We start from the raw sequence: 21,943 nt of genomic DNA on the forward strand, positions 1-21,943 counted from the left end.
GCTAGTGATCCTGAACGTTGCCAAAAGGTTGTAGTACATGGAAAAGAAAGAACAAGCGACGATCAAGGATGTTGCAAAGCTAGCTGGAGTTTCGATTGCCACTGTCAGTAGGGTCCTGAATAAACTAGGGGTAGTTAATCTTGAGACTGAACAACGGGTTACTTCAGCAGTAAAAAGTTTGCATTATCAGCGAAACGCGGTTGCAAGGTCTTTGAAAATGAAGAGAACCAAGAGTATCGGGATTATAGCCCCTGAATTGTCAAATACGTTCTTTTCGGAGATAGTCGAGCAACTGGAAAAATTGCTTGCCCCGATGGGGTATGCCTTATTGTTCTGTTCTTCGCAGAACTCTATCGAGGAGGAAAAGCGAAAGCTTTCCCTCCTTCTTGAACGAAATGTGGATGCTTTGGTAGTAATTCCCACCAGTGATGTAGGGGACCATTTTACAAGTCCTGCACTAGGTTCAACCCCTATGGTGATGGTAGACCGGCAGATTCCCAATCTTGATTGTGATGTTGTGCTTACCGACAACCGCCTGGGCGCCTATGATATAACCTGTTCGCTTATCAGGGAAGGGTTTACTTCTATCGGGTTTCTGGGAGGGGATAGGCATGTCCATACTTCGGTGGAACGCTTGCATGGATATTATGATGCAATGCAGGAGTTCGGTCTTCCTGTTGACCCGGAATTTATTATGCTTGGGGGAATGACCCAACAGGCAGGTTATCAGCTCATGGGGCAAGCCCTTGCAAAAGAGCATTGTCCCAAGGTTTTTTTTATGGTCAACGATATGGTTCATATTGGAGCGAGCAGTTATCTGCTTTCCGAATGCAGCCAAACAGTCCAGGATTCAATGGCCTTCTCTACATTCGATTATCTGTATTATGCCCCATTATTGAAATTCTGCCATTATGCCGTTGCCCAGCCTCTGGAAGAGATTGGCGAGGTTACTGCAAAACTTCTACTCAAGCGTATCGGTGGAGATTATTCTGACTTTCCCTGCAAGGTTGTCATCGAACCCTCAATCAGGGTCCTTACAAACAATGGTGGTATCGTAACCGATGGTAAAGCAAGGACCACCAGCCACGGTACCACTCCCAGAATCGATAAAATCTTCAGCTAGTACCTATTTCAGTTCTTCATCGAAACACACCCCGACCTTACCGCAGGCACCGCTCGCCATAAGGGCATAGGCTTCGTCCGCTTTGGTTAGGGGGAACCGATGGGTAATGAGATCTTCAGGATGGATATTCCATCTTACCAGCCGCTCTACCAAGTCTTCCATTTTCCAGATGCTGGTTACCCAGCTGCCATAGATTGTTTTCTGGTCATGGAGCATATCGGGGCTTGGATTGAAGTGAACCGTACCACCCTCTCCCACGAATGCAATTTTGCCCCATTTCCTGGTTGCCCTGATTGCCGTTGCCCGGCCATTGTCGCTTGCACTGCAGTCGAAAGCCCTCTCTACCCCATGGCCACCGGTAATTTCCTGTACCTGTCTTACATTGTCTTCCCCAGGGGTGAATACATAGTCTGCAAGGCCAAGTTTTTTAGCGAGCTCTATTCTGGTCGGCTGGCTCTCAATACCGATGAGTTTGTTTGCTCCCATTGCTTTGCAGAGCATAAGGCAGGCAAGTCCGACAGGACCAAGGCCGACAACCAGGACCTCATCGTTTCCGCTGACCCCGACTTTCTCGATTGCTTCATATACGGTTCCAAAACCGCAGGCTACCTGTGCGCCATCTGCATAGGAGAGCTCTTCAGGGAGTTCTACAAGGTCCTTTTCATCACAAATCATATACTCTGCCATACCACCGTCTCGCTGCCAGCCATAAGCGGCCCGTTTGGGTGACGTACAGCTGATCATGAAACCTTGACGGCATTCATGGCAAACACCACAGCCGCTGATATGGTACACGATAACCCGGTCGCCTTTCTTGAATCGCTTCAATCCTGGGCCTTCTCCGATAATCTGACCGCAGGGTTCATGTCCGGCGATGACATCCTGGTACCCTTCAGGACCTTTCCCGACATGCTCGCGATAGATACAGCGAATGTCACTGCCACAGATAGTGGTGCACTTGGTCTTAACCAGCACCTGACCGTAGCCGGGTGTTGGAATATCATATTCCTGGAGGGAAACGGTACTGTTTCCGGGAAGCGTGGCCCCTAGCATTTTTTTCTTATCCATCGAAATCCTCCTTTGATGGTTATTGCTTGTATGACTCTGGGCAAGGAATTGTCCCATCCAGATCCCATAGATCCGTCCAGTCTTTTGCTTCTTTCCACAAAAAGACCTGGCCCTTGACCAACCGGCTGTTGCAATCGGCACCCTTGAGACGTTCCACCTCCTCATTACTAAGAGGGTCTGAACAGATGCTTTCGAGGTTGCTTAACAGATTTTTTTCCTTTGTTGACTGCGGTATGGGGATTATGCCATTGGCCTGAGCCCATTTTAAGCAAATGTTTGCAGGATGACAGTGGTGAGCCTTGGCAATCTCTACAACGATTGGGTGTTCCATATCGACGGCATCGCCTTCTGTCATGTCGCGTTCCGGCCGGTTGGGGGAACCTAGCGGACAGAATCCAATAGGGATGATTCCCTCTCCTTTGACATACGAGAGGAACTCTTGTTGCTGGAAACAGGGGTGGAGTTCCATTTCCTGGAAGGAGGGCCTAATCCTACAATCTTGTAAAAGTAGGGTGAGCTTTGCCTTGGTCATATTGCTTGTACCAATGTGCCTCACCAGCCCTAAGTCAACCAATTCTTCCATTTCTCTCCAGGTTTCCATGAATTCTTCATGGATATAGGGTCTTGCATTCTCACTTCTGCTTGTTACGTCACATTTGGGTGGATGAAAATTGGGAAAGGGCCAATGGACCAGGTAGAGGTCAAGGTACTCGAGGCCGAGGTCTTTAAGGCTTTGTCTGCATGAGGCAAGGACTTTGCCTTTCCCATGCATGTCATTCCAGAGTTTGCTGGTAATCCAGAGTTCTTCCCTGTTAACCGGAAAATCATTCAGGACTTTCCCAATCTCCTTTTCATTGCCGTACACACTTGCACAGTCAATATTCCTATATCCCAGGCGCAATGCCGTATGTACCGACTGTGCCATTTCTTCATTGCTGACGTGGTCGCTTCCGAAGGTGCCGACCCCTATTGCGGGAATCTTAGCCCCGGTGGCTTTAATACTCATCGTTGGAACGTCCATGGCGATTCTCCTTATAAAACAAGGATACAACCTAGAGTTTCAGACTACAATGCTTGATGTGCGTATCATTACTACTGTTTTGCGCAAAACGCAAAGGTGTGCTATGCTGATCCCATGATTCAAATAGGTTTGAGACTACGGTTCCAAGATGGTTACGATATGGGTGTTGCCAATGGTGTGGTGCGATATGCAAAGAGTAAGTTCTCTTGGCAGCTCCGTGGGCAAGGCCAGTGGTTTTTCCCGCTTGATGTAGACGGGCTGAAACGATGCGATGCACTTATCGCAAGGATTGAGAACGAGGATGAGGCGCTTTTCTGTGCCAACCTGGGAATACCGATTGTTGATATCGCAGGGGCGTGTTCCTCCAAGATTTTCAGCACGGTGAGAAATGATGATTACGCCACGGGCATAACGGCTGGAAAATATCTGACTGCATTGGGATCTTCAAGATATGCCTGGTGCGGAGTGGACAATGTGCATTGGTCACGGGAACGGATGCTCGGGTTTTGTGCTTCCATCGGCTGGAAAGTCCAGGACCTGCCCTTGTTTTCGCGCTCTTTGGACTGGTGGCGGAAAATATATGAATCATCCACCGAATTGGATATCTGGCTGTCTTCCCTGGAGAAACCGGTATCATTGTTTTGTAGCAATGACCTGGCTGCAATGAAGGTAGAGATTGCCTGTCAGCATCTGGGCCTTCAAATTCCCTCAGAGGTGACAGTACTCGGCGTCGATGATGAAAAACTACTGTGTGAATTGGCAAGTCCCTCGATTTCCAGCATTCCTCCCAATTGCGAGATGATCGGGTTCAAGGCAGCACAAATGATCGACACCCTCCTTGAAAACAAGAATAACGAAATTCGTATCCAGCGAATTGCCTGTGGTCCAGTATCGGAAAGGGAGAGTACCTCCCTGGTTCTCGAAACAGATGAGGTGGTCGCAGAGGCCCTTAGGATGATTCGTTCGAAAGTATCCTCGGGAATCTGTGCGTCTGATGTCATAAACCATAGCAACGCCTGTCGGAGAACCTTGGAAACACGCTTCAAGAAAGCCCGGGGAAGGACAATCTGGGAGGAAATCACGGTACAACGGTTGGAGTTGGCCTGCAAGGTATTGCGTACAAGCAACACCCCCATTCAGCAAATCAGTGAGGAATGTGGTTTTGGTTCACCCCAGCGCTTTTTTACCTTGTTTCGCAGGCAATATGGTACAACACCGCAGGTTTGGAGAAGCGCTCAGAAACTTTGACCCTGCAATAGACTGGCTTTGCTTGAGGAAAGCTCTTGTTTGTGACATGATAGGGTCCAAGGAGTCAATGCCATGGAACTGATGCTTGATACTGCAAATCTCAAGGATATTGCAAAGGGAATAACCACGTATCCTGTAACCGGAGTGACTACCAATCCTTCAATTATCAAGGCTGAAGGTGCCGTAGATTTTTTTGACCACCTGAAAAAGATCAGAGGGATTATCGGACGCGAACGGAGTCTCCATGTACAGGTGGTGAGCCAGCAATGTGATACCATTATTTTGGAAGCAGAGAAAATTAGGTCGATACTCGGAGAAGAAACCTTTATCAAGATTCCTGTAACAGAAGAAGGGCTCAAGGCTATCAAGATTCTTTCCAAGCAAGGGGTGAACATTACAGCGACTGCCGTATATACCACGTTGCAGGGAATCCTGGCAATGCTGAGCGGAGCCAGATATCTTGCGGTCTACTATAACCGCATGCTCAATCTTGATATCGATGCAGCCAGGGTTATCAAGGAATTGAGTAGCCTGCTCTGGGCAAATGCAGGAAACTGCCAAGTCCTTGCTGCAAGTTTCAAAAATATCAGCGAGATAACCACTGCCTATGCAAATGGGGCTTCCTGCTGTACCGTTCCCCTCGAATTACTGACAACCGGGTTGCAGATGCCTTCCATTACCAAGGCTGTCGATGATTTCCATGCCAACTGGCAGTTGATATATGGGGATAAGACAATTTTGGATATGTGATGAATATCCCTTACCAGAGGTTCCTCAGGAACACGGTCAATAGTTTCACCGATGAAGAAGGGTTCCTTTTGCCTAGGAGGTTTTCCGACAGGCAATTGGATTCTCTCGGTACTACCCAGCTGTTTTCTTGGATGGCTAATTCCCCTGCCGGTTGTTGCCTTGTCTTTTCCACCACCAGTGAAAATCTCACGTTCCAGTGTAAACGCTTTGTACCCACTAGTAAGAAAGCCTCCGTTCCCCTTGGCCAGAATGATGCATTGAAAGCGTATGGCAGGCCTTTTGATATGACGGACTGTTTCGATGTCTCGGTAAACGGAACGTTCCTGGCCCCAATTCCCATTCGAAAGGGATGTATCTCTGTTTGTCTGGAAAACCCAAACCATGACCAAATCATGGTGAAACTATATTTCCCCCTGTGCCATCCTGTGCTTATAAAAGATCTTTCCTCTGACAGGGAACTTGTCTACGTTCCAGAAAATAAGAAACGATTCTTGGCCATCGGCGATTCCATACTGCAGGGGTTCATGGCACAAAGGCCTGCCTTTGGCCTGATTCCCCTACTTGAATCACGATTGAAACTGCAAGGGATTAACCAAGGAATCTGTGGCTTTCAATACAATGAATCGATATTGGAAGGAATACAGGATTTGGGGGATTTTTCGTACATTTTGGTGGCCTTGGGTACCAATGACTGGAATTTCGATCCTGACCTCCAGTCAATCAAAGACCGGGTCTCCTCGTTTTATTCCCGACTTAGCAAGTTGTTTCCCCTCACTCCGATTGTTGTTCTTACGCCTATCTGGCGAGCTGACCTTACTGAAGCGAAAAGCTGTGGGACTTTTTCCCAGCTTTGTGAGGCAATCGCTACCGAAGCCCAACGCTATGCTGGTGTACACGTCATTGATGGGCTTGCTGTTTCCCCCCATGACAGCACCTATTATGCAGATGGGTTTCTGCATCCAAATGCTAAGGGGTTTTCCTCTATTGCAGATTACCTTGCCCCCCAGCTGGAGCGATTCTGCAGGGACAGCAAATAAAAAAGGCAAGGCAGGTTTTGCCCTGACTTGCCTTGTTCCTATCTGGTATACGTTGTCTGCAGAAAAGCTATGGCTTGTTCAATCCGGTTGAAGGCTTTCTCGATGGAAGATCGCTGCGTCCCGTAGTTGAACCGTACAAACCCCCTATAGTCTTCTCCCCCGAACCAAGTGCCATCATTGACAGCAACCTTTGCCCTTATTCCAAAGAAACGGGAAAGGAGGCCGCCACCTGGGCTAAGCTCACTGTTGTACAGGTCAGGATTTGCTTTTGCATCGGCTTCGACCAAGGGAAGGATTTCACTACAGTCGAGCAATGCGATAAACGAGGCTTTGGGTTTGATCAGGTGCAGTTGCGGAATCTTCTCGTTGCAGAATCCATCGATGAATGCAATATTCTTTTGCAGGTAGGGAATCAACTGCAAAAGCCAATCGTAGCCGTAGCGGTAAGCACTCATAGCGGTAGTCGTTGAAAAGAAAGAGGTTTCGGAAATGAAGAGTTGACTCATTCTTTTCTTCAAGGCTTTCCTGATTCCCTCATCCTCTATGATTGCCACTGAATAATGTTCACCTGCAATATTGAAGGTTTTCGAAGGAGCCATGCAGGTGATTGCCTTGCACCCGACATTCTGGGCGATGGGAAGCAGTGGTTGGTGTTTCCCAAAAGAAAGGTCAGCGTGAATCTCATCACAGATAATCGTTACGTTATTGTCAGCCGCTATTCGGCAAAGTCTTTCCAGCTCCCCAGGGGAAAATTCCAGGCCTGAAGGATTATGGGGAGAGCAGAAAATCAGGAGCTTGGCTTGTTTGCAGAGTTGTTCGTATTTTTCCCAGTCGAGTGAGAACTTGTGTGCTTCTTTGTCATAGGAAAGAGGCCACCTAAGCAAAGTCCTGTCAAGGTTGTTCACTATCCGAACAAACGGTTGATAGGCGGGCATTGGCACTATGATGCCGTCTTTTTCGTCAGTGAGGATATCGGTGAGCAAGGCTATGCTGTTGAGCATTCCCATACAGATAACGACATCCTTCTCCTCGACTTCCCAGTTATGACGCTTTTTTGCCCATTCGCAGAACAATTTATTGGTTCCGCTGAAATGAGGGTATCCGTAAACTCCGCTCTTTGCAGTCTGGACGACCTGGTCCATTATCTCAGGGGCTGCTGTAAAATCCATATCGGCAACCCAGAAAGGTTCGGCATCGCTTACCCCACAGATGCTCTTTATAGCATGTGCATCCCATTTTACAGAAAGGCTGCCTTTACGGTTCACTTCTTTATCGAAATCATATTGCATTAGTTTCTATACTCCACACTGTAGCCAGACCGTTGGTTGGGGTAACGGCCGGCATGTACTTTTTTCTTGAATTGAATGGCTTTTGTCGGACAGCGGTGATAGCATCCAAGACAGCCGAGGCAATTGTCCCCAAAGGAGGGTTGTCCTTCTTCCATTACGATATTGCCTGTTGGGCACATCCTGTAGCAGAGCGCACAGTCGGTACAATCTTCCGTTACCTGGAACTTCTCGGAAAAATCCTTTGAAGCAAGATGGGAAACAGGCATAAAGCGATACAGGGCAAGTTTTGTAAAGGGAGGTTTTGCAGAGAGCTTCAGTTTTTCGTCGTCCAGGTCTGCTGCAATCTTGGAAATCTTTTCATTTGCCTTGGCGTATAGGTCTTCGATCTTTTGTTCATCCTGCACGTCCATCAGCGGGACATACCCATCAGGCATCACCACATGGGTTGAATAACTTGAAAGGCAACCTGCCTTTTGGAGCATCAATTCGGTAGCAACGAGGCTATAGCCGGCGAATTTATATCTGGTCGTGATAAGGAAAGAATATTTGATGGGAAGCAGATCCTGCTTCGCAAACACGTTCTCGATGAATTGTTTGACTATGAGGGGTGGAAACCCTTTATACGTCGGAAAGACAAAGCCGACGCGTTCAGTCATTTCAAGTACCTCTGAATGCATGGCAGAAGCTATCATAACGACAGTGGTATCACCGAGTTCCTTCGCTAGCCTGTTTGCAACATAATAGCTGTTGCCTGTTCCAGAAAAACAGAAAATGGTCGTTTTCATTAATTATTCCCCAAAGTGAAGGTTTCAAGGCGCTTGCAAAGTGCATCTGTATCCTCATCCGAAAGGTCAAGGTTTGTAACCAGACGAACCATTGGTCCCTCATTATTTGCAAGGATGCCGATTGCTGCCAGCTGTTTGACTATATCCGTAGCTTCATAGCCCTGCACGGTAAAGAATATGATATTGGTCTGCACACCCAGTTTGTCTACCTGGGCCCATCCTGCCTTCTCGAGTGCAGAGGCTATTGCCTGGGCATGTAGGTGGTCATCCTGGAGTCTTTCGACGTGGTTTTCCAAGGCATAGAGTCCAGCTGCAGCAAGGATCCCGCTTTGCCTGATCCCACCTCCAAGCATTTTCCTGATGGTAAGGGCTTTATTGATAAACGCTTCATCCCCGCAGAGCAGGCTTCCTACAGGGGCTCCCAGGCCTTTTGAAAGGCAAAAGGTAAGGGTGTCGGCATATTTTGCATAGGTTTTGACAGGAATCCCGGTAGCAACCTGTGCGTTGAATATCCTGGCTCCGTCCATGTGGACCAGAAGCTGGTGGCTGTCGGCAAAATCCCTGATCTCCTCAAGGTTTTCCAAGGGATAACAAAATCCGCCGATGGTATTCTCCACTTCAACCAGGGTAGTGGTTGCCATGTCATAGCAGCCTCTTTTTACTTTTCCTGCAAGGTCGGAGGCTGTCAGTATTCCCCTGGGGACGTCAATCCCGATAGGCAGGACCCCTGCGATTGCAGCAACAGAACCAATTTCATGTTGGATGATATGGGAATTGGAGGCAGTGAGGACTTCATTGCTTCTTCCTCCGTTTATATACAGGCTGATGAGATTTCCCATGGAGCCGGAAGAGACAAAAAGTGAACGTTCTTTTCCTGAAAGCTGGGCTCCAAGCAACTCAAGCCTGTTAGTCGTAGGGTCCTCACGATAGACATCATCACCGACTTCTGCTTCATACATTGCCTTTCTCATTGCCTCGGTGGGTTTCGTAATCGTGTCGCTTCTTAAGTCAAAACATTTCATATTGTATCTCCTGTGATGGAATCAAAAAGATCGAAAAAAGTAGGGAAGGTGATCGCTGCTGCATCAACACCGAGAAGATTGATGGTCCCCGATGCTGCAATGCTGGCTACGGCCAAGGCCATTATTACCCTATGGTCATCATGGCCGCTTACAGTTCCTCCCGTTAGGGGATGTCCTGCACGGATAGTCATGCCATCAACCTGTTCGTCAATGACGGCACCGATTTTTTCAAGCTCTTCATGCATAACCGCTATCCGGTCGGTTTCTTTGATACGAGCCTGGGGGACATTCACCAACGAGACGTCTTCTTCTGCAAAACAGGCAGTAACAGATAATATGGGAAGCGTGTCTGGCATGGCATTCAGGTCAAAGGTGCCACCTTTGAGAACCTCTGGTCCTGTTACGGTTACTTGCTTTCCTTCCCAGACCACCTTGCATCCCATGGCTTCGAGAATCTCCAGGATTTTCTTGTCTCCCTGGACATCATCCTGGTTGAGCCCTCGCACAGAGATACTGGTTTTCCCGATTGCAGCCATGCAGAAAAAGAACGAGGCTGAACTGAAATCACCGGTAACCATGGTTGTGAAGCCCTTGAAGTGTTGGTTGCCGTATACTCTGGCTTTCTGGAAATCCTCAGAAATCTCATAGCGTATGTTCTGTTCGTCAAGCCATTGCAAGGTCAACGAAACATAGGGTTTTTCATATAGTAGGGGTACCGTAATCTCACAGTCCCCTTTTGCAAGGCTGCAGGCTAAAAGCAGTCCCGACAGGTATTGGCTGGTCGGGCATTCAATGGAACAGGCTCCTCCGGTAAGAGGCCCTTGTATGGAGAAAGGAGGGTAGATTCCGTTCATTCTCTCTACCTTTGCCCCAAGGGTTTCCAAAGCATCGAGCAGTGGCCCGATCGGACGTTTCTGCAACTGCTCATCACCTGAGAACGTGAACTTTCTGGGCAATGAGGCAAGCATACCAGTTGCCAGATAGAGGGTAGTCCCGCTATTTCCACAGTCCAAGGTGATAGCTTCCTGGACATTCTGTACGTGTGAGGCATCACAAAAAAGGCAGGTGTGGTTTGCATCCCAGGTAATTTTTGCCCCTATCTGGGTGCAGAGGTTCATGCAGCTTTGTGTGTCATGGCTATCCAATGCATTGATGATGGTACTCTGCTCTCCACTTAAAGAGGCAATGAGCAAGGCCCTGATTGTCTGGCTTTTTGATCCCGGGATAGTAACAGTCCCCTTGGCATGGGTAGGTGAAAAGGTTTTGTCCATAGGCAAAACTATACCGAAGTTATCCATCTGAGTCCAGCAAAAAAAAGTCCCCGGGAAAACCCAGGGACTGATAATACTGGAAACAAACTACTTGAGATAGATGTCCTTGACCGGATGGTAATCCATGGTGTTTCCACTCCAGCCGCCCCACTTGTTTGTATCGATCATGTTGATCGTTACATAGTAGTAGAAAGGCATGATGGACTGGTCTTCATTGATCATGATGTCTTCAGCGGTCTTCAAAACGCCCATGCGGTCTTCACCTGCTGGCATTCTTGCTGCTTCATTGATCAAGAGGTCATATGTCTCGTTGGCATACTTTCCGCCGTTCATACCGGCACCGGTGATGAACATGTCGAGGAATGTATTAGGATCCTGGTAGTCGCCTACCCAACCGGCACGTGCAATCGTGAAATTGCCCTGGTTCCTGTTGGCCAAATAGGTCTGCCATTCCTGGTTCTCGAGCTGTACGTTGATTCCGAGGTTGGTCTTCCATTCCTGCTGTACGAACTCTGCGATCTGCTTGTGGCCTTCGCTGGTGTTGTACAGGATGGTGAGGGTCGGGAAACCGGCACCGTTGGGGTAGCCAGCTTCTGCGAGCAACTTCTGAGCTGCTGCAATTGCATCAGCCTGATCTTCGTACGGGAAAGCAAGAGCATCGTAACCGGCCATCGGGGGAACAATGCCCCAAGCAGGAATCTGTCCAGCCTTGGTAACACCGTCTACGAGAGCCTGGCGATCGACTGCGAGAGACAAAGCCTTTCTTACACGAACGTCCTTAACAGGAGCAATTTCGTTCTGGAAGACATAGTAGTACGTGGAGAGCTGGGGAGAGGACTGGAAATCGTCACGCATTGTGGCGGCCTTGATCTGGTCGTTAGGTACATTGGTCAACCAGTCGATTTCACCATTGAGGTACATATTGTAGTTGGTGCTATCGCTATCTGAGGCATAGAAGATAACCTTATCGAGCTTTACGTTGTCCTTGTCCCAGTAATTCTGGTTCTTGACAGCAGCGAGGTAGCTCTGAGGTACTTTCTCTGACAATACAAAAGGACCGTTCCCTACGAAATTCTCAGGATTTGTCCAAGCCTTGCCATATTTCTCGATGGTGTGCTTCGGAACGATTGCGAAAGAATAGTGGGTAAGGGCGTCGACGGCATACGGCAGAGGTCCGATAAGGTCCATCTGGAAGGTATAGTCATCGAGTGCACGGATCTGCACAGCTTCTGGACCAGCTTCACCGGCATTATATTCACTTGCACCCTTGATGAACATGCAGGGGAACCAAGCATAGGGACCTGCTGTTTCAGGAGCAAGGAGGCGGAGCCATGAGTAGACTACGTCATTTGCTGTGATTGCTACACCATCAGACCATTTTGCATCCTTGCGAAGCTTGAAAGTGTACTGGGTGCCTTCTTCGTTTGAAGTCCAGCTTTCAGCAACGCCAGGTACTGCATTTGCAGTTTCAGGGTCGTTGGCTACGAGACCTTCGAAAAGGGCTTCGAAAATCCTGTGCTCAGGGACACCCTGAATGAGAGCCGGGTCAAGGGATTCTGGTTCTGCAGCATTCGAGATGCGGAACACAACTTCATCCTTTGCGCTCTGGGCAGGGGCGGCAGGAGCGACCGGTGCAGCTGGTGCCGGTGTGGCAGCAGGAGCTGGGGTTGCGGCTGGAGCAGCAGCTTTAGCAGGGGTAGCAGCAGGAGCTGCAGTAGCAGCGGGTGTGGTGGTTGCGGCAGTCTTGGGCTCTTCCTTCTTTCCACAGGAAATAAAGAGGGAGCTGACAAGAAGAACGCAAAGCACGATAGTCAGAAATTTCTTCATAGACATATCTCCTTGTGAATGTAAATGTAAACGTTCAACCTAGCATATTCTACATTTAACCACGAATCAAGAGAAAACGCAAATGGGTTAAGTGTGAAAAGTAACTGCAATTGCCTTGTAACCTTACACAACTGTAGATATTGTAAGATTACATTCTGTTTTACCGCTGATTTCATGATGACCTTTGTCTCATATCTTATTATAATTTGATAAAAGGATGAGCATAAAATGATCAGACATGTCACGCGAAAGCGAAAGAATGGTATTTCTTTCACCATCAGTCCCTTTTTTACCATCATCTGTGCCTCGTTTTTTCTCTACCTTGTGTGGGGGTTAACCTATTCTGTCCAGGATGGCATTCCCCTCTCTTCAATGTGGCATCTGTTGGTTATGGCTTTTCTTGCCCTGATAGGGGCTTTGTACCGGGACTCCTGGTATTTTGATACTGAAGAGAAAACGGTCACTTCTTTCTTTGGGTTTGGGCTTATCGGTAAAAGGGTTGCCTACCCCTTCGATTCCATCGAAAGGATCGAACTGACTCATTTTGTCCGGGGCGCCGTAGACAAGGAAGCGAAACCTACGAGACGAAGGCTCAAGGCTATGGTTGTCCTTTCCCTACGGTTTGACGAAGACACGGTAAAGGATATGGAGATAATCCAGGAAAAAAGTTCCGGGGGTAGGACAGAGTCGGCTGCACAATCGATCAGTGCTGTGACCGGCCTAGGGCTGTTCGTTGACAGGCCAAGGGATTTGGACCTCAATGTAGGCTTCAAGGAACTCTGACAATAGCCTTACGATATAAAAAAGACATCCAAGGAACCTGAGGGGTTCAAGGATGTCTTTTTTGTCGGTACCTGATCCTAGTTTATCTGGCTCTGCTTCTTGGCATCTGCAAAAGCGTCTTTCTCGCTTACCTTTGCATAATCCTTTTGGTCATACAGCCAGCATGCTACCTGATGTTTCTCGTCAATCTTGAACATCGGGGGAATATGGCATTCACACCAAGGCATTTTTTTCGGGCAGCGATCATAGAAGTAACACCCGATACGTTCCTTGTCAGGGGATGGGACGTCACCGGTGAGGATAATTCGTTGTCTGTTCCTTTCCACTTTTGGGTCTGGAATCGGGGCAGCGGAAAGCAAGGCTACGGTATAGGGATGCTTCGGATTGTCATACAACTGCACAGCCTCGGAGAGCTCTACGATCTTTCCAAGGTACATGACGGCGACCCTGGTACTGATGTGCTGGATAACTGCCAAGTCATGCGCTATGAAAATGTAGGTCAGCCCGAATTCTTTCTGCAGGTCTCCAAGCAGATTGAGAATCTGTGCCTGGATCGATACATCAAGTGCAGATACCGGTTCGTCGGCAAGTATGATCTTGGGATGCAGGGCAAGTGCCCTTGCGATTCCGATCCTCTGGCGCTGGCCGCCACTGAATTCATGGGGATACCTGTTTTTGAAAGCTTTGTTGAGCCCGACACGTTCCATGAGATCTTCGACCTGTTTCTCGATCTCCAATGAGGTCAAGGGTTTTTCCAGCAAGCCCCTCTTGTTATAGATTACCAAAGGTTCTGCAATGATGGAACGAACGGTCATTCTCGGGTCAAGCGAAGCATACGGGTCTTGGAAAATCATCTGCATCTCGCGTCTGGCGATGAGCATTTCCCGTTCACCAGCCCTGACTAAGTCAGTACCATTGAAAAAAACGCTTCCGCTGGTAGGCTTGTGAAGCTGGGAGATGGAGCGTACGGTTGTGGACTTCCCACAACCTGATTCTCCTACGATACCTAAAGTTTCCCCTGGGTATACATCGAACGAGACTCCATCTACAGCCCTGATTGCCCCGACTTGTTTCTTGAAGACAATTCCTGTATTGATAGGGAAGTGCTGTTTAAGGTCCTTCACTTCCAAAAGGGGTTTGATTTTTTCACTCATAGGGCCTTCTCCTTCTCGGCGGCCTCTTTCAAGGCTTTTGCAATGGCTTCCTCTCCGCTGTAGAGCCAGCAGGAAACCTCATGGTTGTTCCCAAGGTCAACGGTTGGAGGATATGCCTGGTGGCAGACTTCCATATCGCGATGGCATCTGGGGTGGAACGGGCAACAAGGGGGAAGGTCTATGACATTGGGTGGTTGTCCCTCAATTGAGAACAACCTGTCATTCTTGTTTTTCGTATCCATCCGGGGGACACTCATGATCAAGCCCTCGGTATAGGGATGGGCGGGTTTTGCATAGAGGTCATCAGTAACTGATTTTTCAACAATCCGTCCCGCATACATAACGCAAACCTTGTCACACATACCAGCCACGACTCCAAGGTCATGGGTAACGATAATCACGGCAGTTCCAAATTCTTTGCTCAAGGTCCCGATCAATTCAAGAATCTGTGCCTGGATGGTAACATCAAGGGCTGTTGTCGGTTCATCGGCAATCAAAACCTGAGCATTACATGACAGGGCCATGGCTATCATAACACGCTGGCGCATTCCCCCCGAGAATTGGTGGGGGTAGCTTTGGATACGTTTCTCAGGGGAAGGAATACCGACTTTGCCGAGCATCTCGATGGAACGCTCAAGTGCTTCCTTTTTAGAGATATTTTTATTGTGCAACCTGATTGTCTCGATCATCTGGGTGGAAATCTTGAGGAACGGGTTGAGGCTGGTCATAGGGTCTTGGAAAATCATCGAGATTTTGTCACCCCTGACCGTTCTCATCTCCGCTTCGGAGATTTTAAGGATATCCTCTCCTTCGAAAAGGACTTCACCCCCAACGATTTTTCCCGGAGGGGAAGGGATGAGGCGCATAACCGAAAGGTTTGTAACGCTCTTGCCGCAACCAGACTCGCCTACGATGCCTAGGGTTTCCCCTTGGTGAACAGAGAAAGATACCCCGTCTACTGCTTTTACAACGCCGGCATCAGTCTTGAAATATGTTTTAAGGTCCTTTACGTCGAGGACTGTTTTTTTCTTATCTATCATCTTCGTCCTCCTAGAGTTGGTTTTTGCTTTGTGGGTCGAACGCATCTCTCAGCCCATCACCAAAGAAGTTCATGGCAAACAGGAATATTGTCATGGCAAGTGCTGGGAAAATCAACTTCCACGGATACAGGGTCATCCCTGTCACTGCATCACCGACCAATGATCCCCACGAGGCATATGGAGCCTGGACTCCAAGACCAAGGAAGGACAAAAAGGATTCCTGCATGATAAAGGCAGGTATGCGCAGTGTGGAATAAACGATGATGATCGAGAGTGAATTTGGTACCATATGGCGGAATATGATTCTCCATGTGGAGGCACCCATACTTCTTGCAGCTTCTACGAACTCACTGTTTTTCAAACTCATGACCTGTCCTCGGACCATTCGGGCAATGGTAAGCCAACTTACCAAGGCAAGGGCAATGAATAGATTGAGAATGTTTCTTCCAAAGATTGCCATGCTGATAATAACCAGCAACATATACGGCAATCCATACATGATATCTACAAGTCTCATAAGGAAGAAATCTACTTTTCCCCCGAGGTATCCGGCAAGGGCGCCCAGCAGGATTCCAAGCAGTACGCTGGTAAGCGTTCCGATGAATCCGATTGCAATGGATACCTGTCCACCGTAGATTATGCGGCTTAGCATATCCCTTCCGCTATAATCGGTACCGAGCAGATAATGCCGGGAATGCTTTTTGGATGCTTCGATCTGGGCTGTCAGATTCTCCGAGACCTGGATAGTTTTCTTCATCGGGAAGACAGCCGTCCCATCTTTGATTTCCTGGGCAAGGGTTTTCTCGGTGCTTCTGGTTATCTGGGTGGTAATCTTTCCAAGCAGGTTGGTCTTTGCAATTGTATCAAAACCCTTGGAGCCCATGGTTTTCAGCTCAATTTCAAGGTTTGCCGCATAGTCTTCATCACTGAGTCCTGGTGTTTTGCTCTTAAGGTCGTTAAGTACCTGGGAACGGACTTCCTGGTTACTCTGCTCCCTGAGGCTTTCGACTGTTACATTGTTACTGGCGGCATATATCGGGAGAATCTCATCATAGGACATTTTTCCCAGCTGTGAGATTTTTCCGGTTTCCGAATCTTTCCAGAACACTTTCTTCACAGAAACCAGCAACTCAGTGTCGATACGCTTCTGCAGGCGATCGATTGATTTCTGGTCTGAAGAGCTGAAGGTGAAGGTGCCGGCAGCAAGCTGTCTTTGCCCTTCTTTATAGCTGAAATCCCAAACCTGGGTAATCTGGTTGTCGGCAATCCATTGTTTGATCTGGGCTGACTGTTCGTCAGTCACTTTCAAAGATCCTGATTTCCAGGCTTTGAAATATACTTCCTCAAGCTTGGTTTTCATCATCAACTCCCCTGCTGTCGTGTTCAAAGTAGGGGGGAGATGCTGGTGGTCGAGGATTATTTCATCATAAGGGTAGATAGGAAGAAATGTAGCAAAGGTAGCCAACAGGGTGTAGATAATAACAATTATCATTCCCAAGACTGCCATCTTATTCTTTTTTAACCTTTTCCAAGCATCCTTGCCAAGGCTGTTACCTACGATTGTCTGTTCAAATTCGTTGAGGGACTCTACTTTGGAATCCTTTTTCTTAAGGTTCATCGGGTCCTCTCCTATTTATATGTGATTCTTGGGTCGAGCTGTGCATACACGATATCAACGATGAAGTTCATAGCCACGAGGATAACCGAATATACAATGACAACACCAACGATCAAGGTATAATCCCTGTTGAAGGAACTCTGGACGAAAAATTTGCCCAACCCTGGAACACGGAAAATCTGTTCGATGACGATAGACCCCGTGATGATACCCGCGAAGGCAGGTCCGAGGTAACTTACGATAGGAAGCATGGCCCCCTTCATGGCATGTTTGAAGATGATGGTTGAGTTTTTCATGCCTTTTGCTTTTGCCGTCCTGATGTAGTCGCTTCTCAGTGTTTCAAGCATTGAGGATCGGGTAAGTCGCGCTATATCTGCAAAATAAGCAAATGAAAGGGAGAGGGCTGGGAGTATAATAGTCCTGTACCCTTCACCTGTGGTATACCAGCCGCTGGTAGGCAACCATTTCAATTTCATGGCGAAGATGAGTTGTAAAACAGGAGCAATTACAAACAAGGGTATGGATATTCCTATGACGGCCCATCCCATACTTAGGTAGTCTACCCAGGTATTTTGCCGTACGGCAGCTATTACCCCGGCCGACACACCCAACGTCAAGGCAATGAACATGGCCCAAAGCCCCAAGACAATCGAATTGGGAAGGCTATTGAAAATGTAATAGTTTACATCATAGTCCTTATACTTGTAAGACGGCCCGAGATCCCCTCTCAAAACGTCAAACATGTAACGGCCATATTGTTGTATCAAAGGTTCGTCCATATGGTACTTTGCCTCGATGTTCCTCTTTACAACCTCAGGTAAATTGCGTTCAGTCGCAAAGGGACCGCCCGGAGCTACACGGACGATAAAGAAACTTAACGTGATGATAATCAAAAGCGTAGGAATGATTCCCAGGAGTCTGTTGACGATATATTTTGTCATGCGCTTCCTCGTAGAGATAAATTACAGGGTACATTGAGGATGGTTTTTTCCTCGATTACACAGTCTTTCAGATACTATACCAAGAAGTCTATTTATGCAAGAATTAACAAAGTATTGAGGTTTCTTGTATGGAAGATTTCTTGAAAAATAAATATAAAATTTTTCATAGAAAAGATTTGAAAAATCAATCATAAGAAACCGATTAGTAAATGACAATAGGCTCCCGATAGAGAAATATCTCTAATAAGAGTTAAGACGTAAAATTTTTTTATGCTATTGTAGTCATATTCAGCTTTGTGTAGTAGGAGAAGGTGAAATTGAGAAAAATATATTTGGAAAATCTTGGCTGTTCCAAGAATCAGGTCGATGCAGAGACCATGTTGAAAATCCTCTGTGAGGATGGTTCTGTCAGGACTGAGGACGCCAGCGAAGCGGATTTGATCATTGTAAATACCTGTGGATTTATTGAAAGCGCCCGTGAGCAGTCAGTGGAATCGTTCTTTTCCCTGCATGACGCAAACCCCAAAGCGAAAATCATCCTTTCCGGTTGTATGGCCCAGCGTTATGCCGCCGAGTTGACCGATGAGCTGCAGGAAGCTTCAGCAATTTTTGGCAATCGGGACCTCTCGAAAATCAAGGAAGTCGCAGATGAAGTACTTAACGGTGAACGTGTAGTCCTTGTTCCTGAATATCCCCAGGTGAAGGCTGAGGTGTATGAGCGTAATGAATTGCTCTCCTATCCAGGCAGTGCCTACCTTAAAATCAGCGAAGGGTGCAACCATCGCTGTGCCTACTGTGCAATCCCGTTGATCCGTGGCGATTTGCGTTCGAAACCCATGGAAATGATACTGCAGGAGGCTGCTACCCTGCTCACTCGAGGCGTGAAGGAACTGAATCTTATAGCTCAGGACCTTGCTGCCTATGGTACCGATTGGGAAGATGGGAAAAGCCATTTTATGGAATTGCTTGCAAACCTTGTTGCGCTTGAGGGAGCTTTCTCGATTCGCCTCCTCTATATACATCCTGATGCGTTCCCGCAGGAACTTCCCCTCTTTGTTAAAGAGAACCCCAAGGTGCTTCAGTATTTCGATATTCCTTTCCAGCATGCAGCAGTACCTGTGCTTCGGAGCATGGGGCGGACAGGAACGAAGGAAAGCTACCTTGCCCTTATTGCCAATATCCGATCAGTCTTACCTGAGGCGGTCATTCGTTCCACCATTATGCTTGGCTATCCTGGAGAGGATGCCCCAGCCTTTGAGGAATTGAAAGATTTCCTTACCAAGGCAGAACTAGACTGGATGGGCTCTTTTCTCTATAGCAGGGAAGAAGGAACCAAAGCATACGACTTGCGCGATGAGGAAGAGCACCAGAAAGCCCGCAAGCGTGCCACCGTATACCAGAAGAAAATAGAAGCGCTGCAGGGTCCCTTGACTGCAAAAAGGCTTCAACGCTTCCTAGGAAAGGAATATGACGTTTTGATTGAGGAAAAAGTCGAAGGTGAGGACCTTGCCATTGGGAGGATCTACTCTCAGGCTCCCGAAGTCGATGGCCTGACTGTAGTCATGGGCAGGGATTTGAAGCCGGGGTCAGTACTCCGTTGCGGAATCAGGTCTGTGAATGGGCTTGATTTGGAAGCGGTTCCCGTGGGGCGTGCAAATGACTGAGATCGAGAATTTGCTTGGGCAGTTAAATGACAACCAAAAGGAAGCGGTCCTGGAAAACAGTGCACCTTTGTTGGTCCTTGCCGGCGCAGGTTCGGGAAAGACCAGGGTTATTACTACCAAGATTGCCTATTGTATAGAGAAGCTTGGAATTGCCCCCTACAAAATCCTTGCAGTTACCTTTACCAATAAAGCTTCCAAGGAAATGCGCGAGCGCGTAGGCTCGCTTCTTCCGGGGAAAGGGTATGAACAGGAATGCAACATACGGACCTTCCATGCCTTCGGAGCCTGGTTACTCCGCCGCTTTGGTACGGAAATTGGCCTGGATTCAAATTTCACCATCTATGACGACGACGATTCCCTGTCATTGCTAGCTTCCTGTTACCCAAACCACAAAAAGAAAGAACTGCAACCGGTAATGAAACGAATATCCTTTGCCAAGGACAGGGGGCTGGGCTGTCATGACAACCTCGCCTCTCTCAAGGCAGACAGTACCTTTCCAAGGATGTTTGAAGCCTATGAGAATAAACTCCATAAGGTCGGTAATGTAGATTTTGCAGACCTTATCACACGGAGTATTGAATTGCTCGATGCCCGTCCGGAGGTCCTTGCCTGGGTGCACCGGCGTTTCCAGGTTATTCTGGTCGATGAATACCAAGACTCAAATATTGCACAGTTTGAGTTGCTACGCCGTCTTGTCGGCCCCACTTGCTTTGTGTGTGTCGTCGGTGACGACGACCAGAGCATCTATCGGTTTCGGGGGGCAGAGGTCCAGAACATCCTTTCGTTTCCTGAAGTATATCCAGGGACCAAGGTAGTTAAACTCGAACAGAACTACCGTTCTTCCCAGAGCATCCTTGCCGTGGCGAATACGGTCATCAGCCATAATAAGGGAAGGCACCAGAAAAAACTGTGGACAGCAAATCCAAAGGGAGCGAAACCCAACCTTCTCTATGTCCAGGATGAAACCGATGAAGCCCAGCGGGTAGGGAATATTTTGAACCGCGACAAAGACTTTGACAGCAGTGCAATCTTGTATCGGACAAATGCCCAGTCGGTTGCCTTCGAGACAACATTCAAACGGATGCATATCCCCTATAAAGTGGTAGGGGCTTTGCAATTCTATGACCGCGAAGAAGTCAAGGATGTCCTGGCTCTGCTCTTTTTGCTGATGAACAATAAGGACGAGGTCAATTTCAAGCGGATGATCAATAAACCTGCCAGGGGAATCGGGGAAGGGGGAATCGAAAAAATCTTCTCCTATTCCGGTCAAGTTGGTGATGATTTGTTCATAACCCTTGAAAAGGCTATTGCTTCCGGCATTCTTGCGGGAAAGGCCCAAAGCGGTGCCCGTTCGTTCCTTTCCATGTTCAAGGAAGCCAACCGTTTGCTTGACAGCGAGGAACTGGTAGCATGTGTCAATTTTCTGATTCGTGAATCGGGCTTGCTTGATTATTACCGCAAGATTGACAGCCAGAACAGTACCGGCAAAGTGGATAACCTTGAGGCATTGGTCAATGCACTTGCCTCCTATGATTCATCCAGGGATGGCTTGGCCCTGTTCCTTGAACAGTTGTGTCTCGATCCCACTACGTTGGGTAAAGAAGACCCAAGGGACAAACCTGGGGTAACCTTGATTACCATGCATAATACCAAGGGACTCGAGTTTGACCGGGTGTTCATTGCAGGGCTTGAAGACGAACTCTTTCCCGGTAAGGCAAGTGAAAGCGATGACGACGTTGAAGAAGAACGCAGGATTTTCTATGTCGCGGTAACCAGGGCCCGGAAGGATTTGTACCTGCTGTCAGCCAAAGCACGGAGAATCTGGGGAAAAACCAGCTTCCAGCATCCCTGCAGATTCCTTGACGAGATTGGGTCTGAACTAGTCTCGGTACAGGGAATGAAGCCAGGGACACTGTCCAATGGATGGGAAAACGGCGGTTACCAGGGATTCGGCATGCTTGATGAACGCAGGGCACGGTCCTCGTCTTTCGGTGACGGGACAAAGCCAAGGCGCGAACCTATGGGAACGAGAATCCCTTCAGGCAACAATTTGATCCACCAGGGTTTCGGCGACAAAGCGAAGACCTTCGAAATGAAAAAAAGCCATGAAGAATCGAATGGCGAGAGTCTGTTTCCCCTTGGCCAGAAGGTTTTTAGCGACCAGTATGGAGAAGGTGAAGTCATCAGTGTAAAGAAGAGCGGGGACCGTGAAGTGATCGATGTGCGATTTGCCGGTGGACGGAAAGCAACTTTTATTAGCAAATTCGCCGCTCTTGAGAAAATAGGTCGTGACTGATATGCT

General features: G+C 48.0%; 18 protein-coding genes. 7 read left to right on the forward strand and 11 right to left on the reverse strand.

Features of this window, described 5'->3' with window-relative positions; all coding sequences use genetic code 11:
* The first annotated feature begins 37 nt into the window (after window positions 1–37).
* Window positions 38–1,123, forward strand: coding sequence for a LacI family DNA-binding transcriptional regulator (locus SPIGRAPES_RS12950; protein ID WP_014271199.1), 1,086 nt, complete (start codon window positions 38–40; stop codon window positions 1,121–1,123).
* 3 nt (window positions 1,124–1,126) lie between these two features.
* Here SPIGRAPES_RS12950 and SPIGRAPES_RS12955 read toward each other — a convergent pair whose 3' ends face one another.
* Complete coding sequence (locus tag SPIGRAPES_RS12955; RefSeq protein WP_014271200.1) at window positions 1,127–2,191, reverse strand: zinc-dependent alcohol dehydrogenase family protein; 1,065 nt, start codon at window positions 2,189–2,191, stop codon at window positions 1,127–1,129.
* 19 nt (window positions 2,192–2,210) lie between these two features.
* Complete coding sequence (locus SPIGRAPES_RS12960; protein WP_014271201.1) at window positions 2,211–3,212, reverse strand: aldo/keto reductase; 1,002 nt, start codon at window positions 3,210–3,212, stop codon at window positions 2,211–2,213.
* Window positions 3,213–3,326: 114 nt separating this feature from the next.
* Between SPIGRAPES_RS12960 and SPIGRAPES_RS12965 the strand changes: the two genes are divergently transcribed.
* From SPIGRAPES_RS12965 to SPIGRAPES_RS12975, 3 genes are all read left to right on the forward strand, one after another.
* Complete coding sequence (locus SPIGRAPES_RS12965) at window positions 3,327–4,460, forward strand: AraC family transcriptional regulator (protein ID WP_014271202.1); 1,134 nt, start codon at window positions 3,327–3,329, stop codon at window positions 4,458–4,460.
* Between the two features lie 72 nt (window positions 4,461–4,532).
* Window positions 4,533–5,210 (forward strand): fructose-6-phosphate aldolase, encoded by a 678-nt coding sequence (locus tag SPIGRAPES_RS12970; RefSeq protein ID WP_014271203.1) that lies wholly within the window; start codon window positions 4,533–4,535, stop codon window positions 5,208–5,210.
* On the forward strand, window positions 5,210–6,247 hold the full coding sequence (locus SPIGRAPES_RS12975; protein WP_014271204.1) for an SGNH/GDSL hydrolase family protein: 1,038 nt from the start codon (window positions 5,210–5,212) through the stop codon (window positions 6,245–6,247). The genes SPIGRAPES_RS12970 and SPIGRAPES_RS12975 overlap by 1 nt, the downstream gene beginning before the upstream one ends.
* A gap of 38 nt (window positions 6,248–6,285) precedes the next feature.
* Here the strand turns inward: SPIGRAPES_RS12975 and SPIGRAPES_RS12980 are convergent, their stop codons facing one another.
* The 5 genes from SPIGRAPES_RS12980 to SPIGRAPES_RS13000 form a co-directional block, all read right to left on the reverse strand.
* Window positions 6,286–7,536, reverse strand: a complete 1,251-nt coding sequence (locus SPIGRAPES_RS12980; RefSeq protein WP_014271205.1) for a MalY/PatB family protein — start codon at window positions 7,534–7,536, stop codon at window positions 6,286–6,288.
* Window positions 7,536–8,321, reverse strand: coding sequence for an EFR1 family ferrodoxin (locus SPIGRAPES_RS12985; RefSeq protein ID WP_014271206.1), 786 nt, complete (start codon window positions 8,319–8,321; stop codon window positions 7,536–7,538). Before SPIGRAPES_RS12985 ends, SPIGRAPES_RS12980 begins: the two co-directional genes overlap by 1 nt.
* Window positions 8,321–9,343, reverse strand: coding sequence for a threonine aldolase family protein (locus SPIGRAPES_RS12990; protein WP_014271207.1), 1,023 nt, complete (start codon window positions 9,341–9,343; stop codon window positions 8,321–8,323). The genes SPIGRAPES_RS12985 and SPIGRAPES_RS12990 overlap by 1 nt, the downstream gene beginning before the upstream one ends.
* Complete coding sequence (aroA, locus tag SPIGRAPES_RS12995) at window positions 9,340–10,614, reverse strand: 3-phosphoshikimate 1-carboxyvinyltransferase (RefSeq protein ID WP_041384687.1); 1,275 nt, start codon at window positions 10,612–10,614, stop codon at window positions 9,340–9,342. The genes SPIGRAPES_RS12990 and aroA overlap by 4 nt, the downstream gene beginning before the upstream one ends.
* 87 nt (window positions 10,615–10,701) lie before the next feature.
* Window positions 10,702–12,441 carry a peptide ABC transporter substrate-binding protein gene (locus tag SPIGRAPES_RS13000; RefSeq protein WP_014271209.1) on the reverse strand — a complete coding sequence of 580 codons (1,740 nt, stop codon included), beginning with the start codon at window positions 12,439–12,441 and terminating at the stop codon, window positions 10,702–10,704.
* 228 nt (window positions 12,442–12,669) lie between these two features.
* Here SPIGRAPES_RS13000 and SPIGRAPES_RS13005 point away from each other — a divergent pair, with 228 nt between their 5' ends.
* On the forward strand, window positions 12,670–13,224 hold the full coding sequence (locus SPIGRAPES_RS13005) for a hypothetical protein (protein ID WP_014271210.1): 555 nt from the start codon (window positions 12,670–12,672) through the stop codon (window positions 13,222–13,224).
* A gap of 77 nt (window positions 13,225–13,301) precedes the next feature.
* Here SPIGRAPES_RS13005 and SPIGRAPES_RS13010 read toward each other — a convergent pair whose 3' ends face one another.
* The 4 genes from SPIGRAPES_RS13010 to oppB are packed head-to-tail and all read right to left on the reverse strand — an operon-like array spanning window position 13,302 to window position 17,977.
* On the reverse strand, window positions 13,302–14,378 hold the full coding sequence (locus tag SPIGRAPES_RS13010; RefSeq protein WP_014271211.1) for an ABC transporter ATP-binding protein: 1,077 nt from the start codon (window positions 14,376–14,378) through the stop codon (window positions 13,302–13,304).
* The gene (locus SPIGRAPES_RS13015) at window positions 14,375–15,418 is read right to left on the reverse strand and encodes an ABC transporter ATP-binding protein (protein WP_014271212.1); all 1,044 of its coding nucleotides are present in this window, start codon (window positions 15,416–15,418) and stop codon (window positions 14,375–14,377) included. The genes SPIGRAPES_RS13010 and SPIGRAPES_RS13015 overlap by 4 nt, the downstream gene beginning before the upstream one ends.
* A gap of 10 nt (window positions 15,419–15,428) precedes the next feature.
* Entirely contained in the window at window positions 15,429–17,036 is a 1,608-nt protein-coding gene (locus SPIGRAPES_RS17640; protein ID WP_014271213.1) for an ABC transporter permease, read from the reverse strand.
* 11 nt (window positions 17,037–17,047) lie between these two features.
* On the reverse strand, window positions 17,048–17,977 hold the full coding sequence (gene oppB / locus SPIGRAPES_RS13025; protein WP_014271214.1) for an oligopeptide ABC transporter permease OppB: 930 nt from the start codon (window positions 17,975–17,977) through the stop codon (window positions 17,048–17,050).
* Between the two features lie 311 nt (window positions 17,978–18,288).
* Between oppB and rimO the strand changes: the two genes are divergently transcribed.
* Window positions 18,289–19,641, forward strand: coding sequence for a 30S ribosomal protein S12 methylthiotransferase RimO (gene rimO, locus SPIGRAPES_RS13030; RefSeq protein ID WP_155816747.1), 1,353 nt, complete (start codon window positions 18,289–18,291; stop codon window positions 19,639–19,641).
* On the forward strand, window positions 19,634–21,937 hold the full coding sequence (locus SPIGRAPES_RS13035; protein WP_041384689.1) for an ATP-dependent helicase: 2,304 nt from the start codon (window positions 19,634–19,636) through the stop codon (window positions 21,935–21,937). Before rimO ends, SPIGRAPES_RS13035 begins: the two co-directional genes overlap by 8 nt.
* Window positions 21,938–21,943: the final 6 nt, after the last annotated feature.

Source organism: Sphaerochaeta pleomorpha str. Grapes (assembly GCF_000236685.1).
GTDB lineage: Bacteria > Spirochaetota > Spirochaetia > Sphaerochaetales > Sphaerochaetaceae > Sphaerochaeta > Sphaerochaeta pleomorpha.